The following is a 22,989-nucleotide window of genomic DNA, read 5'->3' on the forward strand; positions in this document are numbered from 1 at the left end:
ATGAGAAAATTATTATTAATCATTACTGTTTTTTTTGCTTTTAATGTAGCACAAGCTTCGCTGCCGAATATAGTAGCATCCGTAAATGATGAACCTATTACTCTTAATGAGTTCCGTGCTAGAAAAAAAATGATTATGGCACTAAATAATGTTGAAAGTCTAACGCCTGCTCAAGATAAGCAGCTAAGTGATTTAGCAATCAAGAGCTTAATTGATGAATCTTTGCTTTTTCAATATGCCGGAGATAGAGAAATTCCGCAAGAAGAGATAGATAATGCTATTAAATCTATTGAAGATCGTAATAAAATGCCTCACGGTTCTCTTCTTCAGTATTTAAAAAGCAGATCGGTTAATCCTGATAGTTTTATTTCCCAAATTAAATCCGAGTTGATTAAAATGAATATTTTATCAAGTCTATCAAGATCGGTACAAGTAAGTAATAAAGAAATAGATGTCGCAATTTTATCTAGTGATCAAAAAGACGTAGAAATTTCAATGCAAGTATTTACATCTAAAGATGGTGGCAATAAAGCGTTTACACAGATGAATAATTTGAAAAATCGACTAAAAAAATGTGCAGATGTTAAAAAATCGCTTTATGATAATTTTGCTAATATGCAAATTATTACCGATAAGCTTAGCAAGATAGAAGGCGTAAAACAAACTATTGTAAAGGACTTAAGCTCGGATAAAGCAAGCAATGTTTTTGAAGTAAATAACAAATTTGAAATAATATTAGTGTGCAGCAAAAAAATCTTAAATGTTAATGAAGATGAAAATAATTATGTAGTAAACTTCCTAACCAATAAAAAGATTTCACAAAAAGCACAAAAAATGTTTGAACATATGCGTAAGAAAGCAGCTATAAAAATAATGCTGCCGTCTTAGTATGTGGTTGTTCTAGGTCATTCCCGCGAAGGCGGGAATCCAGAAAAATAACCTTGATTATTAACAGAATTATATACTTGATAAAAATAAACGTTTTACTGGATTCCCGCCTTCGCGGGAATGACCTGCCATATGCTCCCTTCAATTGCAAAACATGCAGCATCTCATCAAATTAATCCTCTTAAAAAGCACGGACAAAATTTTATTTTTGACAGTAGTCTATGTGATAAAATTGTACGTGCGAGTAACCTTGCAGAAAATAGCAGAGTGCTAGAAATAGGACCCGGCACCGGAGGGTTAACTAGGTCAATATTGCAGAAAAATCCTGAATCCTTAACTGTTATAGAAACAGATGAGAGATGTATCCCGCTCCTTAATGAGATTAAAGAATATTATCCTAATCTAAATATTATTAAACAAGATGCTCTTAAAATAAATTTAACTGATTTAGGTTATGATAAAGTAACTATAATCTCTAATTTACCATATCATATAGGTACTGAGTTAGTAATTAGATGGCTGAAAGAAGCACGGTTAATTACTAATATGACGCTAATGTTACAAAAGGAAGTAGTAGAACGTATTTGTGCTATGCCGTCAACTAAAGCATATGGCAGGTTATCGGTAATATGTCAGTTAATTACTAAAGTAGAAAAATGCTTTGACGTAGCACCGACTGCTTTCTATCCACCTCCTAAAGTATATTCTGCGATAGTCAAACTAATACCCTTAGAAAATCCGCCGTCTATTGCTCTGATAAATAAAGTTGAGCAAATAACAAGACTTGCTTTTACAGGACGACGGAAAATGATCAAATCATCACTGAAAAATCTTGTACCTAATATACATGAAATATTAACTCAGTTGAAAATCAATGATAATTATCGTGCTGAAAATCTTACTCCTCAAGATTATTTGAGAATTGCCGAAATGTTAGACAATGTCACCTAGTTCGCTTGACGAGCGTTGTTGCATGGCTCGGAAAATCTGCAGGGTGTTATACCGTGGCTTGTCCACGGTATCCAGTAAAACCACTCAAAATACTAATATTATTAGTATTTTTAACTGGATCCCGTGAATAAATCACGGGATGACACATCATTCAGTTTTATCTAACTTTTTTGCTTCTGCTTCTTGCTGTAGTTTATATTCTGCTGCTTTTTCTTCTATGTAGTTAAAAAAGAAATAACAAAATGTTAAAAAGCTAGTTAAAATGATTGCAAACGTTATTAATATTAATTTAAGTTCTTTTTTAGAGTTTTCAGCTTTTAATCGCTTTTCCTCCTCTTCTATCAATTATAAACTCAGGTAATATATCTTATTCTTCTTCTTTATTTTCCATGCGTTACCAATATCTTAAGTTTATTAAAAATTAATGATAGAGTTTAAATATCATTTAAGTAAATTACGATATAAAGATACTTAAAATAAGTCAACAATTTTTAATCATTAGTTGTGATTTAATATAAATTACTGGTGCTTTTTAAAATAATTTTCCTTCACAGAACCTAGAGTTTCTGATTTTAATTTTGGGAAATCTACATTATCTTAGCCAAGTGTATGAAAGTGTTTAAGCTTTCTTCGTCGTCTTTAGTCATTATATAAGGTACTTTAACATATATAAGCATTTGATGTGTTTTGTCCGATATTTTATTTTTCTCTAAAAACACATATAATTTATGAGTATTGTTATATTCATCTTGTATGCTAAACGCTTTATTTGCTACAACTGATTTATCAGATTTTGATATAAAATTATCAATAAAATAGTTTAAAGAATCTCCAAATAATTCGCTTAATTGCTGATCATTTTGAAGTTCTTCATATGATAACGATCTTGCAGTTTTCAACTTAAAATATGATTTAATCATTTCAAGAGCAGAATATCTATCGCAGTTATTATTAAGAATTTTATATAACATTTTTTTATCAAAATATGCAGGTATCATTTTTAAATCCTTATTAATAATTTGCTGTTTGTAATAAGATAATTGATGCATAAAAACGATAATTGTAGCTGTAAGACCTGAAACTAAGATAGAGTATAAATTTAGTGATTGAAAAAGCATATTTTTAATATATTTAATTATACTACCAAAGATAGTATAGTATTTCTTGCTTTTCAATCTAAAAATGAACCATTACTATATATTACTTATTTTTTTCTTTCAATTAGTTTATTTATCACATATTTATTGTGCCGCTAATAGAACATGAGGTTTGTATAAATTAAGTTTCAACTCAACTAATCAATTTTTATATCTAGGACAAGAAAGTTATTAAAAAATAAATTTCTAAAATCTTATTAATTTTTGCTTAAAAATATATTAAAATATAATAAAATTAATAATGAATTGATAATCCTACTCAAAAAAATCAGTATGTTAAATATAAGGAAAACAATTACAACAATCATATTTAAAACTTTAAGCTTATTAAGTATAGATGTAAAAGCAGATAATTACTTAGAGAAATGTTTAATGTTATTTCATACCCACAAATATAAAGAAGCACTTAGAGAATTCAATACGGTCATTAAGAAAGAACCAAATAATACTATTTCTTATCTTGATAAAGGGGTTTTACTTAGTTACATAGGAAGATATCAAGAAGCAGTAGAAACATATAATATCCTTCTTAAATATGATCCTGAAGATCCGGCAGCATACAATAATAAAGGTAATGCCCTATTTAATTTAGGAAAATATCAGGAGGCTATAAAATCCTATGATATGGCTATTAATCTCTATTCAAAAATAAAAGCTAATGAACATGTAGCCAATGGGTATGCAGGAAAAGGTGAAGCATTAATAAGAATGGAAAAATTAGAAGAAGCTTTAGAATCTTTCAATTTAGCAATTCAAAACAATCCGGAGTTTGCATATGCTTATTTTTATAAAGGTTTAGCATTAACGGAGCTTGATAAATTACAATATGCAATAATTTGTTATGATTTAGCATGTAAGCTATAAAGATCGTAAAGAACTTGCAGCAGATTTGAAGCTAGTATACAGCTCTATCACTGAGGATGAAGCACTTACTGCCTTATCTGATTTTGATATGAAATGGGGCAAACAGTACCCACATATTGCAAAATCATGGCAAAATAATTGGCAGAATTTGATAATTTTTTTACAATACCCAGAAGTGATTAGGCGTATCATTTATACAACCAATGCAATCGAAGGTTTAAATAGTCAATTACGCAAGGTTACTAATAACAAAAGGGGTTTTCCTAACGACGACTCTGTATTTAAGACTTTGTACTTGACAATTGACTATATTACGCGAAAATGAAATATGCCTATCCAAAATTGGGGAGAGGACATGGCTCACTTTTTGATAAAATTTGATGGGCGAATTTAATGCCTATTTTAGAATTTACACACTTATATATCCAGAGCCTTTTTCAATTCTCACCGTTAAATTTTGGTAGTGTTTCTATTTATATCTTACAAGTTAAGATAAAAACCTATTCTAATTTTTTTTAAATTTTTATGGCGTTATTGCTTGGTTACCACCCCGTCATTGCGAGCATTCGTAGTACTTGCGTGGCATTGTTGCGTAGACCGGTAAAACCTACTGTGTCACCTAGTTCGCTTGCTAACTAGGTCCATAAAAACAATAAAAAATACTAATATTTTAGTATTTTTAACTGGATCCCGTGGTCAAGCCACGGGATGACAGAGGTAAAATTGAACCACGCAACAATATCTGCCCGCAATGATGTTTTTATGTTATTTACATAAAACCGTCTAGCACAGCGTCATTCACAAAGCTTGATACAAGCAATTTTGCAGGACTCGTCTGTACTGATGTACGCTGTGCAGACTCATCCTTAAATTTATCTTGTCTGAAGTTTTGTGAATTTAGCTGTATTATGGTTACTATACCCATATCCAAGGTTGAGCAGAATTTGCTAATATACCTTGGTTTATATCTTTCACTGAATATATTCTAATAAAATAACGGTCTTTTCCATCCCATTTAGGACTATAGCTATCTCTTTTATGTAAAACCGTTTTATTGCTTAATACAACAATATCACCGGAAGTAACATATATATAGTTTTGAATAAGTTTTTGATCTACGATTTCTCTAATTTTATTTAAAAACCCTGCTGCTCTTTGTGTTTCAGGAATAGCATCCATTTTTATTCTGCTATAATAGCCGGTAGCGTGTTCTACTAATAAAGGTATGTTGTTGCTTAATATTTTACATGAAAAAGAATCTGCACTTGTTACTGTAAATTCATTACTACATCCGATTAAGATATCTTGGTAGCTCAATTGATTTAATATATCTTTAAGGCTAATATATACTATAGGTAGATTCTCATGTCCTTTATGTACAATCCCGAAAATTAAATAGTCAACTATAGGAGATAAGTTATCACTCTTCTCTGTCATTGGACGGTATGCAGCATCTACATGCCAATCTAAATCATTATACGGCGATTGAGAGCTACGTTCATTATGAGAATTACGTTTTGGTGCTACTGCTCTAATGATATTCTTATCTTCATCTTTATATAATACAGGAAAACTACCAATTATCCCTATTACTCCATACATATGATAAATTAGCTCTTCTATTTCGCTAACCCGTACCTCACCGTCATAGGGAGTCATTATATTATAATTTTTTAGATAAATTTCCTTTCTCATAATACACAGTCATTATCTTTAAATCTTTTTTATGACTGAGTTCCAATTTTTAGAAGCATTAATAATACCGAAAGGATCTACATATTGTGTATCTACTAAATATAAATCTTTTTTTTCTTTCAACCAGCTAGTTAATCTAACGATTTTATTGTTTAAATTTTCTAATTTTGCTATACAAGTTTTTTCATCTAAAGTTTTCCTCCAAACATCATAGCAAGCATTATTATAGTCAATATTAGTATCTTCAATGATGAAATAATCCCCTTCTTCAAAGATATTATTATGAAAATATTCTAAAATACCTATAGTATTAATATGAGCATCTTCTATTAAAAGTATAGGATGTACTATTTCGGATATTTTTTCTTTTGGGAATATTGCCTCTACTTTATTAGAATCGCCTTGTAAAAATTCTATTCTATTATCATCTTTTACGGTTTGATCAATATTTTCAAAATCGATATCTATACTAATAACTTTACCGTCTTTTACTGATAAACTTTGTATATCAGCCAACCAAAGGGCGGAAGCTCCTTTAAAACTTCCAAATTCAATTATGGTTTTGGGTTTTAATTCTTGAATTAAACCTTGAGTAGTAACAATCTGAAAAGGACTTTTTTGTAATGGTATATTTTTCCAATTAATATCACAGCTATTTTCAGCAATAGAATGCCAAAACGATTCAGGTAAATCGCTTGCCGTAGTTCTATTATTTATAGATACAAATCTTTTTGGTGATGCAGTATTATTTAGGAAATTTAACATATATCCTCAACCTTAAGTTAATATAGCTATTGTAATACATACTTTAGATTCTAAAGTTAATAGCATTTTTAAATTAAAAATTGAAAAATAAGAGAAAAAATTTTGATAATTATACTTCAAGTAAATGAATAGGGGGAGTATTGTTTGTTAATACCTAAGCCGTCATTACGAGTGAGCATTGTTGTGTGGATCAGTTTTACCTCTGTCATCCCGTGGCTTGACACAGTGGGTTTTACCGGTTCACGCAACAATGCCTCGTAGGAATGACATAATTAGCTAGAAATGTAGATAAGCATTAAGATAAATATACTTCCTTATCTAAAGTATCTTCGCTGTTATCTATAATCATAGTAATTGTTGCATCGCCGGTAATATTTATAGTAGCACGTAGCATATCAAGTATTCGGTCAATACCGGCAATAATTGCTACTCCCTCTATAGGTAAGTGAACCGAAGAAAGAACCATAGGAAGCATTATCAAAGAGGCCCCGGGAATGCCGGCTCCGCCGATAGAGCCAAGTGTTGAGGTGAGAATAATTACTAAATAGTCGTGAGGAGCAAGCGTTACTCCCATCATTTGAGCAAAGAATATAGTAGTAAGAGATAGATTTATGGCGAATCCGTCCATATTAATTGACGCCCCTATCGGAAGTACGAATGAAGTACTAGACTCTGAAATGCCAAGCTTTTCACGACAAACTTGCATAGTAGTTGCAAGAGTTGCCTTACTACTTGAAGTAAAAAAAGCAAGTATCTGATATTCAAAACTTTTTTTATAAAAAGGTATAGGGGAAACACGGCAGAATACATATATAAGTAAGCCAAAAACTAAATATTGAAATGTCATCGCCACAACTACCGCTACAACAAGTTTCGATAAACTAATCATTACTTCAACTCCCTGCATGCCTACAATCCAGCCTGTTAAAGCAAAAGCACCGTAAGGGGATAATTGAATAACAAACGATATCATTTTTAATATTAATTTTGACATTACATGAATTAAATCAGTAACAGGTTTACCGATAGATTTCATTTTGTTTAAGGTAATCCCAACAAAAATAGCAAAAAATACAACTTGCAAGACATCACCGTTTGCAAAAGCCCCAACAGCATTATCAGGGACGATATTTACAAAAAAATCAATTATATTAAATGAAGTTCTACTAGTCGTTCCTGAAGAGGTAAAATCTATATGTATGCCTACTCCCGGCTTTAATACTAAGGCAACAGTAAGCCCAAAAACCGTGGCAAAAAAAGTAGTACCTAAAAAAGCGGCTACCGCTTTCATTCCTACTCTGCCAAGGGCGGAAGTATCATTCATACTAGTGATACCGGAAACCAAGCTAAAGAAAATTAAAGGGGTAATGATCATTTTTATCAAGCGTAAGAAAATGTCACCGATAGGTTTAATATAATTAACATATTGTGGTAAGTATATACCAAATATAATACCTAAGATTAACCCTAAGGTAACTTTTTGCCATAATTTCATAATTTACTTACTTAATTTTTAAATTTACTCAACTATAAGTTCATTTACTATTTTGGTCAATCCATTCTAAGTACTTTTGAAAGCCATAGTCAATATTTATTTTTATTATTTGCGGTAATTCATAATTATGAATTTCAAGGAGTTTATTTTCAATTTCGTTATAATTAGAAGATTTTGTTTTAATTACAAGTCTATATTCAGTTTCTAAAGTCACTCTACCATCCCATCTAAAGTAACTTTTGACATCGTCAATTTGAATGCAGGCAGCAAGATTTAATTCTAACAAAACAAATGCTATTTTCTCGGCAATTTGCAAATCATTAGTAGTCGTTAAAATTAAACAGCAATCTTGCATGCTTAAACCTCAACAAAACAATTAGGTGTTTCATATAGTTTGAGGCTCGCTACGAAGAAGTTTTGACCTACGAAAAGTTTAGGAAAAATTTCATCCTTTAAATGCGTCGCTATATTTTCTGCAGTTGGGTTATTCTGCATGTAATATATTTTTTGACCGGTACAATTTTCTATTTGCTGCCCCATTTCCTTATCGTCTTGATGTAGGATTAAGCTATGATCAAAATTTTCATCAATCCATTTTTTAGCTAAATCCTTAATTAAACCAAAATCGATTACCATACCAAGTTTATCGGTTTTGTTTGCGGCTATAGCGATCTCAAGAACATAGCGATGACCGTGCAGGAATTGACATTTATTTTGATGTCCTATAATTCTATGTCCTGCATCGAACTCAATACGACGAGTACATTTTATCATTATTATATACTTCCTTTCTCTATTGTCATGCCGTGGTCAAGCCAACTTTGTTGCATGGCTCGAAAAACCTACTCAATGTCATTCCCGCGTAGGCGGGAATCCAGAAAAAGATTATAAATACAGCAAATTTTTAAAATGTAAAGCTCGATTTATCTCGCTTTACCCTGGATTCCCGCCTATGCGGGAATGACATAAACGAGCCATGCGGGCAACGGTCGGTATGACAACTTTCTACAAATTCAGTAGTAACTTCTCTGGATTTTCAATAAGCTCTTTAATTTTTACCAAGAACGATACTCCTTCTTTCCCATCAATTATACGATGATCGTAAGATAAAGCTATATACATCATCGGACGTATTTCAATTTTACCGTCTATAACTACAGCTCTTTCCTCGGTTTTATGTAAGCCTAGAATACCTGATTGAGGAGGATTAATAATCGGTGTAGATAATAATGAGCCATATACGCCTCCGTTAGAAATCGAGAATGTCCCCCCTGACAAATCAGCCATAGAAAGCTTACCTTCACGAGCTTTTTTAGCCAAAGTGCCTATAGCTTTTTCCACTTCGGCAAATCCCATTTTATCGGCATCCCTAACAACCGGTACAACAAGCCCTTGCTCTGTTCCGACAGCTACACCTATATCATAGTAATTTTTATATACTAAATCATCGCCGTCTATTTCAGCATTTACCGACGGAATAAGCTTTAAAGCTTCAATTGTTGCTTTAACAAAAAACGACATAAAGCCAAGTTTCACAGCGTGCTTTTTCTCAAACTCTTCTTTATATTGATTACGCAAGGCAATTACTTTTGACATATCGATTTCATTAAAAGTAGTCAAAATAGCTGCTGTATTTTGTGAATCTTTTAAACGCTGTGCAATAGTTTTACGTAAGCGTGACATACGAACACGCTGTACTCTTTCTTCATTAGTTTTGTTTACTGTAGGAGTAGAAGTAGCAGCAGACGGTGTGTTTATTGTTTCAAACACGTCACTTTTGGTAATTCTACCGTCTCTACCTGTTCCTTTTATATTATTGGGATCAAGCTTATTTTCGGTAACTAATTTTTGTACGGAAGGAGCAAGAATATTATTAACCACGGCAGGTTTTTCTACAGGCTTTTCTGAAGTAGGCTGCGTAACTGCTTGAGCTTTAGCAGATTCATTATTAGTACCCGCAGTATTTGCAGATGCCCCTTCATTTATTTCGCCTATTTCTTCGCCAACCGCTACATTTGCACCGTCAGTTTTCAATATTTTACCTATAGTGCCGTTACAAGGAGCATTAACTTCTAAAGTTACTTTTTCGGTTTCAATTTCTAACAGTAATTCATCGGTTTTAACCGAATCACCTTCTTTCTTATACCATTTGGCAATAGTTGCTTCCGTTACGGACTCTCCAAGCGACTGTACTATAATTTTAACGCTCATAATTTATTTTACTCCTAAAAATGCGTTTCCTATGTCATTCCCGCGTAGGCGGGAATCCAGTAATTAAAAGGCACAGACACACTAAATTTTTAAAATTAAAAGCTCGATTTATCTCGCTTTATGCTGGATTCCCGCCTACGCGGGAATGACATTAAGAACCACAATATTCACACCTTTAATGCTTCCCTTAATAGCTTCTCTTGCTGTTTATTATGTGTTTGCAGCGAACCTGCTGCCGGAGAGGCTGATTCCTCTCTACCTACATATTTAAATTCATTATTAATTACTGCTTCTTTTAAAGCATCATTTAAGTAAGAAGCTATATAATGCCAAGCTCCCATATTCTTTGGTTCTTCCTGACACCAAATAAATTCCTGCGTCCTATTATATTTTTTTAATAGTGATGCTACAAGTTTTTTTTCAAAAGGGTATAATTGCTCAAGCCTAATAATCACTATATTACTGTTATTGCCACGCATTTCAAATAGATCGTAATATACCTTACCGCTACATAAAATTACTTTAGTAATATTGCTTGTGTCTAGTTTATTTACTTCATCTAAAACCGGTAGGAAAGTAGTATTTTCGCTTAGCTCATTAAGTTTAGATACGGCATATTTATGACGTAATAATGATTTCGGCGACATTACGATTAGCGGTTTGCGGGTATCATCAAGTATTTGACGACGTAGCAGGTGGAAAATCGAGGCAGGAGTAGTTGGATATGTAACATATATATTATCCTCAGCCGCCAACTGTAAGAACCTCTCAAGTCTTGCCGAACTATGCTCCGGTCCTTGTCCTTCAAATGCGTGAGGTAACAAAACCACAAGTCCGCTCATACGAAGCCATTTTGTTTCGCTGCTTGAAATAAACTGGTCAAAAATGATCTGAGCTCCATTAGCGAAATCACCGAATTGTGCTTCCCATAAAACTAAATTTTTTGGATTTGCGAGTGAATAACCATACTCAAAACCAAGCACCGCATATTCAGATAAATTACTATCGGCTACCTCGTATTTTGCTTGTTCTTTAGATAAATTATTTAGAGGTATATAGGTAGTATCGTCAATTTGGTTGTGCAATACTGAATGACGATGCGAGAAAGTACCGCGTCCGCAGTCTTGTCCGGTTAGCCTTATATTGGTACCTGAAGCAAGCAAGCTTGCAAAAGCTAGCTGCTCAGCCGTTGCCCAATCAATAGGCTGCTCAGCCGTTAGATTGACTTTTCGAGCTTCAAATAGTTTTACAAGTTTTAGATTAACGGCAAAATCTTTCGGTATTTCGCATAGTTTAGTTCCTAAATCTTGTAATGTTTTTTTCCCGACGCCCGTTATTGCAGCTTGTGTACGAGTACGAGAAATGCCTTGCCATAACCCACCTAAGAAATGTGCTTCCGGCTTATAATTCTTGGCTTGCTCAAACTCTTTATCTAGCTTTGCTTTAAATTCTTCTTTTAACTTAGTAAAATAGTTATTGTCAATTACACCGCTTTTTACTAACTCATTTGCGTAAATATTGCCGGGAGTCGGTTTGCTTTTAATGATGTTATACATCTTGCCTTGAGTATACATCGGCTCATCGCCCTCATTATGTCCGTATTTGCGGTAACAAATAATTTCGACTACAACATCCTTACCGAATTTTTGCCTATATTCTACCGCAATATTGGTGGCTTTTAACACTGCCTCTATATCATCACCGTTAACGTGTAAAATCGGAGCAGCGATGATTTTAGCAAACTCCGTAGAATATCTGCTAGCTCTAGTATCCGCAGCATTAGCCGTAAAACCTAGCTGGTTGTTAATGACGAAATGTAATATTCCGCCGATATCATAAGCAATGAGCGGTGACATTGATAAGCTTTCGGCAACTACGCCTTGACCGCAAAAAGCAGCATCACCATGCACTAAAATAGCCTTAACTTTACTGCGTTTAGTATCTACAAGAATATCCTGTTTTGCTCTTACTTTCCCTGCAACTATAGGATTTACCGCTTCTAAATGTGAAGGATTATCAGCTAGTGATAAATGTATTTTTTTATCCCCAATGACTCTATCCGATGAATAGCCTAAATGATATTTCACGTCACCTGAAACATTTAATTCATCAGGGAATACGCTGCCGCTTATGAAGCCCGCAATAATAGCTTTATATGGCTTACCTACTACTTTAGTCAGAGTGTTTAATCTCCCTCGATGTGCCATACCGATAACGATTTCTTCAACGCCTTGGTTCATGGATAAATCTATAGCTTTACTCATAGCAACTATAGAAGCATCACCCCCTTCAACGGAAAAACGCTTAGCTCCAGGAAATTTTGTATGTAAATACTGCTCAAACCCTTCTACTTCTACTAAATCATTTAAGATAGTTTTTTTGTCTTCAGGAGAAAATGTAGCTTCGTTTTCTAGCTGACTATATAACCAGCTTTTTTCTTCTACATTTTCTATTTGTTCAAATTCAACCCCGATAGAACCTGTATAAGTTTTATCGAGCTTGGTAACTAATTCAGATAATTTACAGTTCCAATTACCAACAAATTCATCCATAATATTGATATTTTCTTCTAGCTGACCGCTATCAAGACCAAAAGTTTCTATATTAAGCTTTAAATCATTTTTTGTTTTACGTAGCTCAAGACCAAGCGGGTCAAGATTTGCTAAATAATGAGCATGCTTGCGATAAGCATTAATCATTTCTTTAGCTTTTAAACTACTTAAGCCTTCAGAAGATAAATTATTTAACGGTTCTTTTTTTATTTCATAAGGAATAATTATCTTTGCCGTACTTTTATTAAGCACAGCACTATTATCCTTAATGCCGGCAAAAAATTCTTGCCAAGTTTGATCAACTGAAGCGGGATTAGCTAGATATTGCCTATATAATTCTTCAACAAAAACAGCGTTCCCGCCAAATAAATAATCGGTTTTTTTTAGATATTCTTCCATATTGTTGTTTGTATTGTTTGATTGCACATAAGTATGTCATTCCACCTACGGACGTTGTTGTATGGCTCGTTTATGTCATTCCCGCGTAGGCGGGAATCCAGTCCTTTTTGGTGTCATCCCGGGACGAAGTTCCCGGGATCCAGTTAAAATACTAAATTTATTAGTATTTTTTATTGTTTTTCTGGATCCCGTGGTCAAGCCACGGGATGACATCGGTTATTCGCCTATAAATATTTCCCTTTTAAATACCCTATATACACTTCAGGGTTAATTTTTTCCTCACCGCTAGCACTTTTTAATAAATCAGCTGAATTTTTTAACGAACCGAGATTTCTAAAATTCTTATTTAGATAATTATTTAGATTACTAAAATCACCCTTTAATATATCATCTTTTATATTAGGATACATCTCTTTTACTTTTTTCATCACCATTGATGCGATAATTGCACCGTTTGTATAAGCGGGAAAGTAACCGAAATTTCCGTGTGACCAGTGAATATCTTGAAGACAGCCATTACTAAAGCTTACCGGTTTAATGCCTAAATATTCTTGCATCTTATTATCCCAAAAGCTTGGTAGCTCATCAAGATTCAAATCACCGGTGATGAGTAGCTCCTCTATCTCAAAACGCAATATTACATGCAATGGATAAGTTACTTCATCTGCATCCACTCTTATAAAATCAGGTTTTACTTTAGTAATCTTTCTATATAAATTTTCTGCTGAATATTCTTCGCTTTTAAAAGCAAATTCGTCTCGAAGTAATTTAGCTAAAAACTCCGTAAATTCTCTTGATCTACCTACTTGCATCTCCATAAATAAAGACTGGCTTTCATGAAAAGCCATACCTTTAGCACGTCCTACCGGCTGTCCTTTATACATTTCCGGTAGATTCTGCTCATATAGAGCATGACCTGTTTCGTGAATAATTCCCATTAAACCGCTTATGAAATTATCTTTATAATACCTAGTAGTTAAACGTATATCGTTTGGTGTTCCACCGCAAAAAGGATGAGTAGATTCGTCTAATCGTCCTTTTGTTAGATCAAACTGCATAATTTCCATAATGCGTTTTCCGATACGCTTTTGCATTTCAGGAGCTAGTTCGGCGTTCTTTACTAGTTCTTTCTCGCTTTTCTGTTTTTCTAAAACTTTATTTATGAGCTGCGGGAGTTCTTTTTTAAGCACTGAAAAAACTTGTTTGATTTCGTTACTTTTTCTGCTTGGATCAAACATATCTATTAATGAGTCGTATAATCCGCAATTAAAAGCATATGCTCGTACTTTTGCAACTTCTTTCGTATAATCTAAAACTTTTTGTAAATGCGGTTTGAATAAATTATAGTCATTATTTTTTCTTGCTTCTCGCCAAACAAGTTCAGCTTTGGTAGTCGCTGCTACTAGTTTCTTTTGTAGCTGCTCGTCAATACAATTCGCATCTATTATTTGCCTCTCAATCTCTCTAATATTAGCATTTTGCCAATCGTCAAGACTCTTTGATTCTTCTTTTGCCTTGCTAACTAGCTCTTTTAGCATAGGAGATTTGAGCAGCGAGTGAACGAGCGACGTTAAAGTTACTATTTCGTTTGTCCTACTCTCACCTGAACCCATAGGCATATTTACGGCAACATCCCAGTATAATATGCTCAAAATATTATTAAAATGCGAAATGGTCGCAAATTCGTTTTCTAGTTTTGTATAGTTGTTGTTCATATTTTTTTCCTGCTATGTCAGTCCCATTTTCTTTATGTCATTCCTGCGAAAGCAGGAATCCATCATAAAGCGAGATAAATCGAGCTTTTAATTTTAAAAATTTGCTGTATTTATACTTTTTTTGGATTCCTGCTTTCGCAGGAATGACATCGAGCACTTTTCTCAAGCCATGCAACAACACCCCGCTTATGCGGGAATGACATCGGAGTATAACAACTCCTTTGCTGCTTTTAAACTTGCCTCGGTGATTGTTTTACCTGAAATCATGCGGGCGAGTTCCTCCTGTCTTTCAGCTAAATTTAAAGCTTTTACCGTTACTTTCGTTTCTTTCTCTAGCTGTGTTTTCTCGATTTTTATATGCAAATCCGCTTTACCTGCTACTTGCGGCTGGTGCGTAATAACTATTACTTGAGTAACGCTACTAAGTTTTTTTAATCGCTCACCTACTTTATCTGCGACCTCTCCACCAATCCCGACATCTATTTCATCAAATATAATAGATGGTTTTACCATTTTATCAAACAAAGAAGTTTTTAAAGCAAGCATGAACCTTGATAATTCACCGCCGGAAGCGATTTTATTAATTGCTTCCGCTGCCGTTCCTGGGTTAGTAGAAGCTTTAAACACAATATCGTCATTGCCGCCGGCTCTTTTCTAGCTTCTATCTCAATCTCAAAAATTGCTTTCGCCATTTTAAGCTGTTTTAGTTCCTGATGCAACGATTCTTCTAAATGTTTTGCAGCGATAAGACGCTTTGCGGATAAATCGCCGGCTAGTTCATAATATTTTTTCTGCAATAGCACTTCTTGAGCTTTTAACTCATTACTATTTGCTATTTTGTTTTTTAATATACCGAGCTGCTCTAAAGATTTATCTAAAAATATTCCGAGTTCATCAGCGGGAACGTTATATTTACGACTAATAGCTTTTATTAAAAATAATCTTTCTTCTATTTCTTCAAGATTATATTCCTCATAATTAAAACTATCTAACAGATTTGATAATTCTTGGCGTGCTTCTTCTAGATTATTATATGCTTCTTCTAAACTTGTAGCTATAGTTTCAAAACGCTTATTATCACCTTGTCTTACTAATAATTTCTCTGCTCTATTAATCGATGTATTTATTTCGGGATTATTAATCTGTTCTAGAATATCTTTTATTAGCTGTAAATCTTTATCTTTATTTTGCAAATCTTTTCGTATATTTGCGAGTTTTTCTTCTTCGCCTATTTGAATGTTTAATTTAATTAATTCTTCCGTTGCAAAACTTAAATACTCAATTTCTTGGTCTATAGAATTTTGTTTAAATGTTATTTCGGCAATTTCTTTTCGAATATTTTGCCAAGTCTGATAACATTTGGAAAGCTCCTCTCGGAAGCCTAAAAGATTTCCGTAACTATCTAAAATATCACGCTGCGTACTTGTTTCTAGAAGGGAAATATTATTATTTTGCCCATGAAGTTCAAATAAGTAAGTAGCTAATTGCTGCATGATAGCCTTATTAACTACTTGATTATTAATAAAAAAATTTTTCCGTCCTTCGGCTTTTTGTAAACACTTTACAAGCAATAATTCTTCAGGTTCAATCAAATTTTGAATCAGAAAATTTTTTATTTCTTCATTTAAAGAGAATATTATATTAACAACAGCGTAATCTTTTCCACGCTTTATTATATTATTTGAAGTTTTATAACCAAGGCAAAATAAAATAGCATCAAGTAAAATAGATTTACCGGCTCCCGTTTCACCGGTAATAACACATAAACCTTTATTAAACTCAATTTCCAGCTCGTCTATCAGAATGAAGTTCTTAACTGAGAGACTATGAAACATAGTTATACTCGATGAATTTGAAAAGCTGCGTTGCACGGTTCGTTTATGTCATTCCCGCTTCCGCGGGAATGACATCGAACACTTTTTAAGAACCATGAATATCTTACTACTTGACCAACTTATATGCATAACTATACCACTGACTATCAGGATAATTGTAACCTAGCACTGAGGCATATTTTTTTGCTTCATCCGGCAGCCCAAGCATCATATAGCTTTCAGCTAAACGGTAAAGAGCTTCTACCGAGTGAGAAGTAGTTTGATAATTATCAATTACCTCTTCAAATCTATTAATAGCTGCCATCGGGTTCTTTTTCTTTAAGTAGAACCGACCTACCATCATCTCTTTACCCGCTAAATGATCGTGTACTAAGTCGATTTTTAAAGATGAATCAATAGCATATTTAGTATTTGGGAATTTTACTATTACATCTTCAAAACTATCTTTAGCTAAGAAAGTTCTAGATTGATCATGATTTACGTCTGAAATTAACATATAATATGATAATGCTTTAAGGTAATATGCATAAGCAATGTCAACATTTGCAGGGTGCAAATTAATGAACATATCAAGCACATCAACCGCTTCTTCATATTGAGCGGCGAGGAATAAAGAATAAGCCTGCATCAATTCGGCTTGTGGGGTCATTTCATTACCCGGATGTTGGTAAAATACTCTTCCGAATTCTTCCGCAGCTTTCTTATATTTTTTCTTTTCTAACAAAGTAACACCTTCGTTATAAAGAGTAGGGATAGGAACTACTATATCATCACTGTTTTTTTTGCTTTTACATCCACTGAAAACTAACCCTATAACTAAAAGGGTACTCGATAATTTTGTTAATTTCATAAGAACTTAAATTCAGTTAATAACTAAATATACATATAGGCTTAAAGAATTTCAAGGATTCAATTTAAAAATACTCGGTGAATTTCAAAAATTGGCAGCGTCGTCTAGCAAGTCCTGCGGTACTGAACGTTTAAGTATACGCTCCGCTCCTCGTCTTACAGACCGATCACTCTTTTTGAAATTGACTTTCGTGTATCAACTCTTCATTTATTAGCAGTGTACCCAATGTCCTTTATCATTTTTATGGTATTTTTTTTCAACGGCCGACCATGCTACTTTATGTGCAACTGTCTCTCTAGAGTCATTTCCGCGTCTTTTATCGGCATCCTTATATTGTTCAAATGCGTGATTAAAAGCTTCGCGATAAATATCCTTAGCATGGCTTGGAAGATGATTTTTAACTGAATCAGGTAAATCGTTATTATTTTTATAAGGCATAAAAACCTCCGGTAATTGTGAATTATTTTACGTCATTGCGAGGAAAAACTATAAGTTTTGACGAAGCAATCTAGTAAAAAATTCTATAAATCAGAATTTTTTTAATTATTTTTGCTGGATTGCCACGTCGCTTCGCTCCTCGCAATGACGATTTGGCATCCACGCGGGTAATGCCACGGGTATTATTGCATGGCTCGGTTTTTCAGTTGTCATACCGCGACTTGATCGCGGTATCCAGCTTAAAATACTAAAATTATTATATTTTAAGTTATATTTCTGGATCCCGTGGTCAAGCCACGGGGTGACATAGTGGGGTTTACTGAGTCTTGCAACAATGCCAATGCCACGCGGGAATGACATATGACTATAATATTTTATAACATCGGAGGTTTCATTTCTATAGGAAAGTTAAATAAAATTCATGACCATAGACTTTTCATTTTATTAAAAAAGCTATCGTCATTTTCTTTTTCATTTATGGATTCTTTTTTGAATTCTTCTAGTAGTTCACGTTGTCTTTTAGATAAATTTTTAGGTACTTCGACATGAATATGTGTAAGCATATCACCCCTAATAGTTGACCTCATTTTAGACATACCTTTGCTGCGTAGCCTTAATTGATCACCGTTTTGTGTGCCTGCCGGAATTGTTAAGTTGACTTTCCCACCTTCAATTACCGGTACTTCTATTTCTCCTCCAAGAGCGGCATTTACAAAACTAATAGGTAGTTTACAATGTAAATTTGCTCCGTCTACTTTATAAATATCATGTGGTTTTATTGCTATATCAACGTATAAATCACCGCTATTTCCGCCTCTAATACCTGCTTCTCCTTCTCCGGTATGTCTTATTCTAGTACCGTTTTCGACACCGGCAGGAATATTTACTGATAAATTTCGTTGCTTATGGTAACGTCCCATACCATGACATTTCTTACAAGGATTTTTTATAATTTGTCTGTTACCTTGGCATTTATGACAAGCTTGTTCGATCGTAAAGAATCCTTGCTGAATTCTAGTCGCTCCAACACCGCCGCAAGCATCGCAAGTAGTTACGGTTTCACCTTTTTCAGAACCAGTGCCTTGGCAAGTATCGCATTTTACTTCGCTAGAAAAACTAATATTTTTTTCTATACCGTGAAATGCTTCCTCTAGGTTAATTGTCAGATCATATTTTAAATCCGAACCTCTAGCCTTACTTGATGTAGGCTTTCTTCTACCACCTCCCATAAAGTCGCTAAAGAAGTCGCCGAAAATATCGTTAATATCAGGATGAAAACCGCCGTGATTTCCTCCTCCCCCTCGTGACTGTTGATTTTGAAAAGTATCATGCCCAAAGCGGTCGTAAGCGGCTCTTTTCTGCTCGTCTTTTAGAACATCATAAGCACTATTTATTTCTTTAAATTTCTTTTCAGCATCTTTAGCGTCAGTAGTATCAGGGTGATATTGCTTGGCTAATTTGAGGTAGGCTTTTTTAATATCAGCTTGACTAGCTGTTTTACTAACGCCTAGTATTTGATAATAATCTTGTGACATGAAATTATGTTATATGGTTTTAATGTCATTCCCGCGGAGGCAGGAATCCAGCAAGACATATAAAAACTTGTTGTTATATGTCTACTTTGTTAAATATGTAATCTTTGTGCCAATGTTAAGGTTATTTTTCTGGATTCCCGCGGAGGCGGGAATGACACAGAAGCCGTTACCGCATTAACATTATTACTTCTTCTCTACATCCTGAAAATCGGCATCTACTACTTTTTCATCATTAGCAGTATTTTCTTCAGCAGGCTGGCTTTCGCTTTGTGCTTTATACATTGCTTCACCGATTTTCATACTAGCTGCAGTTAAGCTCTCTGTCTTTTCTTTAATTAAAGCAGCATCTTCCGACTCAAGAATAGCTTTTAAAGCAGATAGTGCTTCTTCAGCAGCTCCTTTATCTTCTGATGATAATTTATCACCATACTCCGTAAGACTCTTTTCAGTAGAATAAACTAAACTATCGGCAGCATTTTTCGCTTCAATAAGTTCCTTACGCTTTTTATCTTCATCGGCATTCTGCTCAGCATCTTTAACCATTTGTTCGATTTCGGCATCGCTAAGACCGCCGGAAGCCTGAATAGTTACTTTCTGCTCCTTACCGCTTGCTTTATCTTTAGCCGAAACATGCACTATTCCATTAACGTCAATATCAAATGTTACCTCTATTTGTGGAACACCTCTAGGCGACGGAGGTATGCCTTCAAGATTAAACTGACCGAGTAATTTATTACTAGCTGCCATTTCACGTTCACCTTGAAACACTCTAATAGTTACGGCATGCTGATTATCGTCAGCAGTTGAGAATACCTGACTTTTTTTAGTAGGTATAGTAGTATTTCGATCGATTAATCTTGTGAATACGCCGCCAAGCGTTTCAATACCAAGGGACAGAGGCGTAACGTCTAATAATAATATATCCGTTACTTCTTTATTAAGCACTCCACCTTGAATAGCAGCACCAAGAGCTACAACCTCATCAGGATTTACGCCTTTATGCGGTGTGCGTCCAAAAAATTTCTCTACGGCTTCTTGCACTTTCGGCATTCTAGTCATACCGCCGACAAGTACTACTTCCTGAATATCGGCAGGCTTTAAACCTGCATCCTTTAACGCTTTACGGCAAGGTTCAATAGTTTTCTCAATTAAATCATCTACTAACTTTTCTAGTTCAGCTCTAGTAAATTTAAGATTTAAATGTTTTGGACCGCTGCTATCAGCCGTAATATAAGGCAAATTAATATCGGTAGTTACTGCAGAAGATAGTTCTTTCTTAGCTTTTTCCGCTGCTTCTTTTAAACGCTGAAGCGCTAAAGGATCGTTACGTAAATCTATACCGATTTCTTTTTTGAATACATCTATTAAATGGTTTAATATTCTTGTATCGAAATCTTCACCGCCAAGGAATGTATCGCCATTTGTTGATTTTACTTCAAAAACACCGTCACCGATTTCAAGAATTGAAATATCGAACGTTCCGCCGCCAAGATCGTATACTGCAATAGTTTTACTTGCCGATTTATCAAAACCGTAAGCAAGAGCTGCAGCAGTCGGTTCGTTGATTATTCTAAGGACCTCAAGACCTGCTATTTTACCGGCATCTTTTGTTGCTTGACGTTGTGCATCATTGAAATAAGCAGGCACGGTTATTACTGCTTGTGTTACTTTTTCGCCTAAATAATTCTCTGCGGTTTCTTTCATTTTTTGTAAAATAAAAGCACTAATTTGGCTTGGTGAATATTTATTGTTATCAGCTTCGACCCATGCGTCACCGTTATCGGCTTTAATTATATTATACGGTACGATATCTTGGTCTTTCTTAACCATAGGATCGGTGAAATTTCTACCGATTAATCGCTTTACCGCATATATAGTATTGCGAGGGTTGGTTACTGCTTGTCTCTTAGCAGACTGCCCGACTAATTTTTCGCCGTTTGCAAAAGCTATTATTGACGGCGTAGTTCTCTCGCCTTCTGAATTTTCTATTACTTTTGGCTCTTTACCTTCCATGACCGCAACACAAGAGTTAGTAGTCCCAAGGTCGATACCTATTACTTTTCCCATAAGATTCCTCGTTTTCTTTTTTTTATTTTATTATGACTTTTTATTTGATATAGTGCGGCTTAAATGATTTTACAAGAGGTGAAAATGAAAAAACTACCGATTTCACTAAAACTTTTATTTATTATTAATTTAGTTTTCCTAAATAATATAGTTTTAGCATCTTCTGAAGCAAGCAGTGCTATATTTGAAAAAGCGAAGAAAGCAATTGTAACAATTGATACTAGAATTGCCGTATCGGCATATGATGATACAAGTAGTTGGACAGGAACGGGATTTATTAACGATAAGAATAACGGTTATATAATTACTAATACTCATGTTGTCGGCGGTGCGTCTATCGGAACTTATTTTGTTACTTTTTATAATGGCGAGCAGGCAGAAGCAAAACTTATCTATTACGATATTTGGCAGGATTATGCCGTTTTAAAAGTAGAGAGCAAAGATATACCGGCATCGGCAACACAAATAACTTTCTCAAATGAGATTCCAAAATTAAATCAAAAGGTTTTTGTAGTTGGTAACACGGAAGCAAAAGGTTTTTCTTTCCATACCGGTTATTTGTCCGATCTTTATAATATTGAAGGTTTAATGCCGCAATGTACTTATGTTATTAATTTAAATAGTACTGGCGGTGCTAGCGGTTCACCGGTACTAAACGATAAGATTGAGGCTATAGGAGTATTATACGGCGGCGGTAAAACTCATTCTCTAGCACTGCACGTTGATTATGTAGCTCGCACCTTAGAAAGTTTAAAGAATAATAAACAACCGAGCAGAAAACATATAGGAATAATAAGCGAGTTATATTCTTTAAATAAAGCAGTTAGACATCATAATTTCCCTAAAGAAGAAATGGACAAATATATAAATAAATTTCCTGACAGTAGAAATAGGGTGATAAGAGTTAAGGCAGTTCTAGCCGGTTCGCCTGCTGAAAAATCTTTAAAAGCCGGTGATATTATTTGGGCAGTTAATGATAAGGAACTCGGCGGTAATCTAGCATTATTTGATAGAGAAATGGATAATTTTAAAGGAATAGCTATTAAACTTACTATATTTCGTGATGGAAAAAAGCTAGAACAAGCAGTAGATTTATATGATGTGAACAATAATAAAATCGCTAAAATGATAAATTTCGGTGGTGCGGTATTTTTTGAAGCCGATGATTATTTTAGTAATAAATCAGGTGTCCCGCTTAAAGCTTTAAGTATAGCTTCCGTTCAATCCGGTAGTAGCTTTAGCTCTATACCGACATTCTTTACCAAAGATTATAAAAATGTTTATAGATTACAAATTTTTGAGATGAAAGATTTGGCCTTAAGTAATCTTGAAGATTTGGTGAAATTCTTACCTGCTATTACTAAAGAGAAATTTATAACGGTTAGATTTAAAAATTATCAACCTTATTACGCTAATTTCGGTTATAACGAACTTATCTCCTCACATGATGATATGATTGCCGATGTAACCTTGGATTCTATAGATACCAAGCCTTATATATTAAAGTATAATACTGTTTCTCATGATTGGGATATGGAAAATATAAAACTTCAGTAACTAATCGATTGTGAT

At 34.1% G+C, this 22,989-nt stretch carries 25 protein-coding genes and 3 pseudogenes; 9 read left to right on the plus strand and 19 right to left on the minus strand.

Features of this window, described 5'->3' with window-relative positions:
• A complete protein-coding gene (locus AC5587_RS07085; protein ID WP_499162281.1) occupies nt 1-888 on the plus strand; it encodes a SurA N-terminal domain-containing protein in 888 nt (295 codons plus the stop codon).
• On the opposite strand, the gene AC5587_RS07090 is transcribed toward AC5587_RS07085, so the two are convergent.
• Nucleotides 863-1,039: a hypothetical protein gene (locus AC5587_RS07090; RefSeq protein ID WP_499162282.1), complete on the minus strand. Its 177-nt coding sequence runs from the start codon at nt 1,037-1,039 to the stop codon at nt 863-865. The genes AC5587_RS07085 and AC5587_RS07090 overlap by 26 nt on opposite strands.
• Here AC5587_RS07090 and rsmA point away from each other — a divergent pair.
• A complete protein-coding gene (gene rsmA / locus AC5587_RS07095; RefSeq protein WP_499162283.1) occupies nt 1,021-1,839 on the plus strand; it encodes a 16S rRNA (adenine(1518)-N(6)/adenine(1519)-N(6))-dimethyltransferase RsmA in 819 nt (272 codons plus the stop codon). The genes AC5587_RS07090 and rsmA overlap by 19 nt on opposite strands.
• Complete coding sequence (locus AC5587_RS07100) at nt 1,829-1,966, plus strand: hypothetical protein (protein ID WP_410527057.1); 138 nt, start codon at nt 1,829-1,831, stop codon at nt 1,964-1,966. Before rsmA ends, AC5587_RS07100 begins: the two co-directional genes overlap by 11 nt.
• A gap of 20 nt (nt 1,967-1,986) precedes the next feature.
• On the opposite strand, the pseudogene AC5587_RS07105 reads toward AC5587_RS07100, so the two are convergent.
• A pseudogene (locus AC5587_RS07105) lies at nt 1,987-2,203 on the minus strand (RP671a family tick cell line-upregulated protein).
• Between the two features lie 223 nt (nt 2,204-2,426).
• Nucleotides 2,427-2,957 carry a hypothetical protein gene (locus AC5587_RS07110; RefSeq protein ID WP_499162284.1) on the minus strand — a complete coding sequence of 177 codons (531 nt, stop codon included), beginning with the start codon at nt 2,955-2,957 and terminating at the stop codon, nt 2,427-2,429.
• 411 nt (nt 2,958-3,368) lie between these two features.
• Here AC5587_RS07110 and AC5587_RS07115 point away from each other — a divergent pair, with 411 nt between their 5' ends.
• Both AC5587_RS07115 and AC5587_RS07120 read left to right on the plus strand, forming a co-directional pair.
• Nucleotides 3,369-3,860 (plus strand): tetratricopeptide repeat protein, encoded by a 492-nt coding sequence (locus AC5587_RS07115; protein WP_499163016.1) that lies wholly within the window; start codon nt 3,369-3,371, stop codon nt 3,858-3,860.
• Nucleotides 3,847-4,254 (plus strand): annotated as a pseudogene (locus tag AC5587_RS07120) (transposase); the annotation flags it as partial. The gene AC5587_RS07115 and the pseudogene AC5587_RS07120, both read left to right, overlap by 14 nt.
• A 521-nt stretch (nt 4,255-4,775) precedes the next feature.
• Here AC5587_RS07120 and AC5587_RS07125 read toward each other — a convergent pair.
• From AC5587_RS07125 to AC5587_RS07150, 6 genes are all read right to left on the minus strand, one after another.
• The gene (locus tag AC5587_RS07125) at nt 4,776-5,555 is read right to left on the minus strand and encodes a Fe(II)-2OG oxygenase family protein (RefSeq protein WP_499162285.1); all 780 of its coding nucleotides are present in this window, start codon (nt 5,553-5,555) and stop codon (nt 4,776-4,778) included.
• Nucleotides 5,556-5,573: 18 nt separating this feature from the next.
• On the minus strand, nt 5,574-6,320 hold the full coding sequence (locus AC5587_RS07130; RefSeq protein ID WP_499162286.1) for a CmcI family methyltransferase: 747 nt from the start codon (nt 6,318-6,320) through the stop codon (nt 5,574-5,576).
• Between the two features lie 116 nt (nt 6,321-6,436).
• Nucleotides 6,437-6,571: a hypothetical protein gene (locus AC5587_RS07135; protein ID WP_499162287.1), complete on the minus strand. Its 135-nt coding sequence runs from the start codon at nt 6,569-6,571 to the stop codon at nt 6,437-6,439.
• A gap of 44 nt (nt 6,572-6,615) precedes the next feature.
• Nucleotides 6,616-7,815, minus strand: a complete 1,200-nt coding sequence (locus AC5587_RS07140) for a dicarboxylate/amino acid:cation symporter (RefSeq protein WP_499162288.1) — start codon at nt 7,813-7,815, stop codon at nt 6,616-6,618.
• A gap of 40 nt (nt 7,816-7,855) precedes the next feature.
• Nucleotides 7,856-8,170 carry a divalent-cation tolerance protein CutA gene (gene cutA, locus AC5587_RS07145; protein WP_499162289.1) on the minus strand — a complete coding sequence of 105 codons (315 nt, stop codon included), beginning with the start codon at nt 8,168-8,170 and terminating at the stop codon, nt 7,856-7,858.
• A gap of 2 nt (nt 8,171-8,172) precedes the next feature.
• Entirely contained in the window at nt 8,173-8,589 is a 417-nt protein-coding gene (locus AC5587_RS07150) for a 6-pyruvoyl trahydropterin synthase family protein (protein WP_041078891.1), read from the minus strand.
• 22 nt (nt 8,590-8,611) lie between these two features.
• Between AC5587_RS07150 and AC5587_RS07155 the strand changes: the two genes are divergently transcribed.
• Nucleotides 8,612-8,779 (plus strand): hypothetical protein, encoded by a 168-nt coding sequence (locus tag AC5587_RS07155; RefSeq protein WP_499162290.1) that lies wholly within the window; start codon nt 8,612-8,614, stop codon nt 8,777-8,779.
• 41 nt (nt 8,780-8,820) lie between these two features.
• Here AC5587_RS07155 and odhB read toward each other — a convergent pair whose 3' ends face one another.
• On the minus strand, nt 8,821-10,026 hold the full coding sequence (odhB, locus tag AC5587_RS07160; RefSeq protein WP_499162291.1) for a 2-oxoglutarate dehydrogenase complex dihydrolipoyllysine-residue succinyltransferase: 1,206 nt from the start codon (nt 10,024-10,026) through the stop codon (nt 8,821-8,823).
• 20 nt (nt 10,027-10,046) lie between these two features.
• On the opposite strand from odhB, the gene AC5587_RS07165 reads away from it, so the two are divergent.
• Complete coding sequence (locus AC5587_RS07165; RefSeq protein WP_499162292.1) at nt 10,047-10,175, plus strand: hypothetical protein; 129 nt, start codon at nt 10,047-10,049, stop codon at nt 10,173-10,175.
• Nucleotides 10,176-10,193: 18 nt separating this feature from the next.
• Here AC5587_RS07165 and AC5587_RS07170 read toward each other — a convergent pair whose 3' ends face one another.
• From AC5587_RS07170 to dnaJ, 8 genes and pseudogenes are all read right to left on the minus strand, one after another.
• Complete coding sequence (locus tag AC5587_RS07170) at nt 10,194-12,977, minus strand: 2-oxoglutarate dehydrogenase E1 component (protein WP_499163017.1); 2,784 nt, start codon at nt 12,975-12,977, stop codon at nt 10,194-10,196.
• 75 nt (nt 12,978-13,052) lie between these two features.
• Nucleotides 13,053-13,190: a palindromic element RPE4 domain-containing protein gene (locus AC5587_RS07175; RefSeq protein WP_499162293.1), complete on the minus strand. Its 138-nt coding sequence runs from the start codon at nt 13,188-13,190 to the stop codon at nt 13,053-13,055.
• Between the two features lie 11 nt (nt 13,191-13,201).
• Nucleotides 13,202-14,692 (minus strand): carboxypeptidase M32, encoded by a 1,491-nt coding sequence (locus AC5587_RS07180; protein WP_499162295.1) that lies wholly within the window; start codon nt 14,690-14,692, stop codon nt 13,202-13,204.
• 186 nt (nt 14,693-14,878) lie between these two features.
• Nucleotides 14,879-16,527: pseudogene (gene recN, locus AC5587_RS07185) on the minus strand (DNA repair protein RecN).
• A 106-nt stretch (nt 16,528-16,633) separates the two neighbouring features.
• Nucleotides 16,634-17,377 (minus strand): outer membrane protein assembly factor BamD, encoded by a 744-nt coding sequence (locus tag AC5587_RS07190; RefSeq protein ID WP_499162296.1) that lies wholly within the window; start codon nt 17,375-17,377, stop codon nt 16,634-16,636.
• 210 nt (nt 17,378-17,587) lie between these two features.
• Nucleotides 17,588-17,815, minus strand: a complete 228-nt coding sequence (locus tag AC5587_RS07195; RefSeq protein WP_499162297.1) for a ChaB family protein — start codon at nt 17,813-17,815, stop codon at nt 17,588-17,590.
• 105 nt (nt 17,816-17,920) lie between these two features.
• Complete coding sequence (locus AC5587_RS07200; protein ID WP_499162298.1) at nt 17,921-18,175, minus strand: hypothetical protein; 255 nt, start codon at nt 18,173-18,175, stop codon at nt 17,921-17,923.
• A gap of 59 nt (nt 18,176-18,234) precedes the next feature.
• Nucleotides 18,235-19,350, minus strand: coding sequence for a molecular chaperone DnaJ (gene dnaJ / locus AC5587_RS07205; protein ID WP_499162299.1), 1,116 nt, complete (start codon nt 19,348-19,350; stop codon nt 18,235-18,237).
• A gap of 22 nt (nt 19,351-19,372) precedes the next feature.
• On the opposite strand from dnaJ, the gene AC5587_RS07210 reads away from it, so the two are divergent.
• On the plus strand, nt 19,373-19,528 hold the full coding sequence (locus AC5587_RS07210) for a hypothetical protein (RefSeq protein WP_499162300.1): 156 nt from the start codon (nt 19,373-19,375) through the stop codon (nt 19,526-19,528).
• Between the two features lie 5 nt (nt 19,529-19,533).
• On the opposite strand, the gene dnaK is transcribed toward AC5587_RS07210, so the two are convergent.
• Complete coding sequence (gene dnaK / locus AC5587_RS07215) at nt 19,534-21,417, minus strand: molecular chaperone DnaK (RefSeq protein WP_499162301.1); 1,884 nt, start codon at nt 21,415-21,417, stop codon at nt 19,534-19,536.
• Nucleotides 21,418-21,480: 63 nt separating this feature from the next.
• Here dnaK and AC5587_RS07220 point away from each other — a divergent pair, with 63 nt between their 5' ends.
• A complete protein-coding gene (locus AC5587_RS07220; protein WP_499162302.1) occupies nt 21,481-22,974 on the plus strand; it encodes a S1C family serine protease in 1,494 nt (497 codons plus the stop codon).
• Nucleotides 22,975-22,989: the final 15 nt, after the last annotated feature.

It is taken from the genome of Rickettsia endosymbiont of Hedychridium roseum (assembly GCF_964028255.1).
In the GTDB taxonomy this organism is placed as follows: Bacteria; Pseudomonadota; Alphaproteobacteria; order Rickettsiales; family Rickettsiaceae; genus Rickettsia; species Rickettsia asembonensis.

Coding starts and splice junctions, on each gene's coding strand:
- AC5587_RS07085 (WP_499162281.1), top strand. CDS start 1: ATGAGAAAATTATTATTAATCATTACTGTTTTTTTTGCTTTTAATGTA.
- rsmA (WP_499162283.1), top strand. CDS start 1,021: ATGCTCCCTTCAATTGCAAAACATGCAGCATCTCATCAAATTAATCCT.
- AC5587_RS07100 (WP_410527057.1), top strand. CDS start 1,829: ATGTCACCTAGTTCGCTTGACGAGCGTTGTTGCATGGCTCGGAAAATC.
- AC5587_RS07110 (WP_499162284.1), bottom strand. CDS start 2,957: ATGCTTTTTCAATCACTAAATTTATACTCTATCTTAGTTTCAGGTCTT.
- AC5587_RS07115 (WP_499163016.1), top strand. CDS start 3,369: ATGTTATTTCATACCCACAAATATAAAGAAGCACTTAGAGAATTCAAT.
- AC5587_RS07125 (WP_499162285.1), bottom strand. CDS start 5,555: ATGAGAAAGGAAATTTATCTAAAAAATTATAATATAATGACTCCCTAT.
- AC5587_RS07130 (WP_499162286.1), bottom strand. CDS start 6,320: ATGTTAAATTTCCTAAATAATACTGCATCACCAAAAAGATTTGTATCT.
- AC5587_RS07140 (WP_499162288.1), bottom strand. CDS start 7,815: ATGAAATTATGGCAAAAAGTTACCTTAGGGTTAATCTTAGGTATTATA.
- cutA (WP_499162289.1), bottom strand. CDS start 8,170: ATGCAAGATTGCTGTTTAATTTTAACGACTACTAATGATTTGCAAATT.
- AC5587_RS07150 (WP_041078891.1), bottom strand. CDS start 8,589: ATGATAAAATGTACTCGTCGTATTGAGTTCGATGCAGGACATAGAATT.
- odhB (WP_499162291.1), bottom strand. CDS start 10,026: ATGAGCGTTAAAATTATAGTACAGTCGCTTGGAGAGTCCGTAACGGAA.
- AC5587_RS07165 (WP_499162292.1), top strand. CDS start 10,047: ATGCGTTTCCTATGTCATTCCCGCGTAGGCGGGAATCCAGTAATTAAA.
- AC5587_RS07170 (WP_499163017.1), bottom strand. CDS start 12,977: ATGGAAGAATATCTAAAAAAAACCGATTATTTATTTGGCGGGAACGCT.
- AC5587_RS07175 (WP_499162293.1), bottom strand. CDS start 13,190: ATGTCATCCCGTGGCTTGACCACGGGATCCAGAAAAACAATAAAAAAT.
- AC5587_RS07180 (WP_499162295.1), bottom strand. CDS start 14,692: ATGAACAACAACTATACAAAACTAGAAAACGAATTTGCGACCATTTCG.
- AC5587_RS07190 (WP_499162296.1), bottom strand. CDS start 17,377: ATGAAATTAACAAAATTATCGAGTACCCTTTTAGTTATAGGGTTAGTT.
- AC5587_RS07195 (WP_499162297.1), bottom strand. CDS start 17,815: ATGCCTTATAAAAATAATAACGATTTACCTGATTCAGTTAAAAATCAT.
- AC5587_RS07200 (WP_499162298.1), bottom strand. CDS start 18,175: ATGTCATTCCCGCGTGGCATTGGCATTGTTGCAAGACTCAGTAAACCC.
- dnaJ (WP_499162299.1), bottom strand. CDS start 19,350: ATGTCACAAGATTATTATCAAATACTAGGCGTTAGTAAAACAGCTAGT.
- AC5587_RS07210 (WP_499162300.1), top strand. CDS start 19,373: ATGTCATTCCCGCGGAGGCAGGAATCCAGCAAGACATATAAAAACTTG.
- dnaK (WP_499162301.1), bottom strand. CDS start 21,417: ATGGGAAAAGTAATAGGTATCGACCTTGGGACTACTAACTCTTGTGTT.
- AC5587_RS07220 (WP_499162302.1), top strand. CDS start 21,481: ATGATTTTACAAGAGGTGAAAATGAAAAAACTACCGATTTCACTAAAA.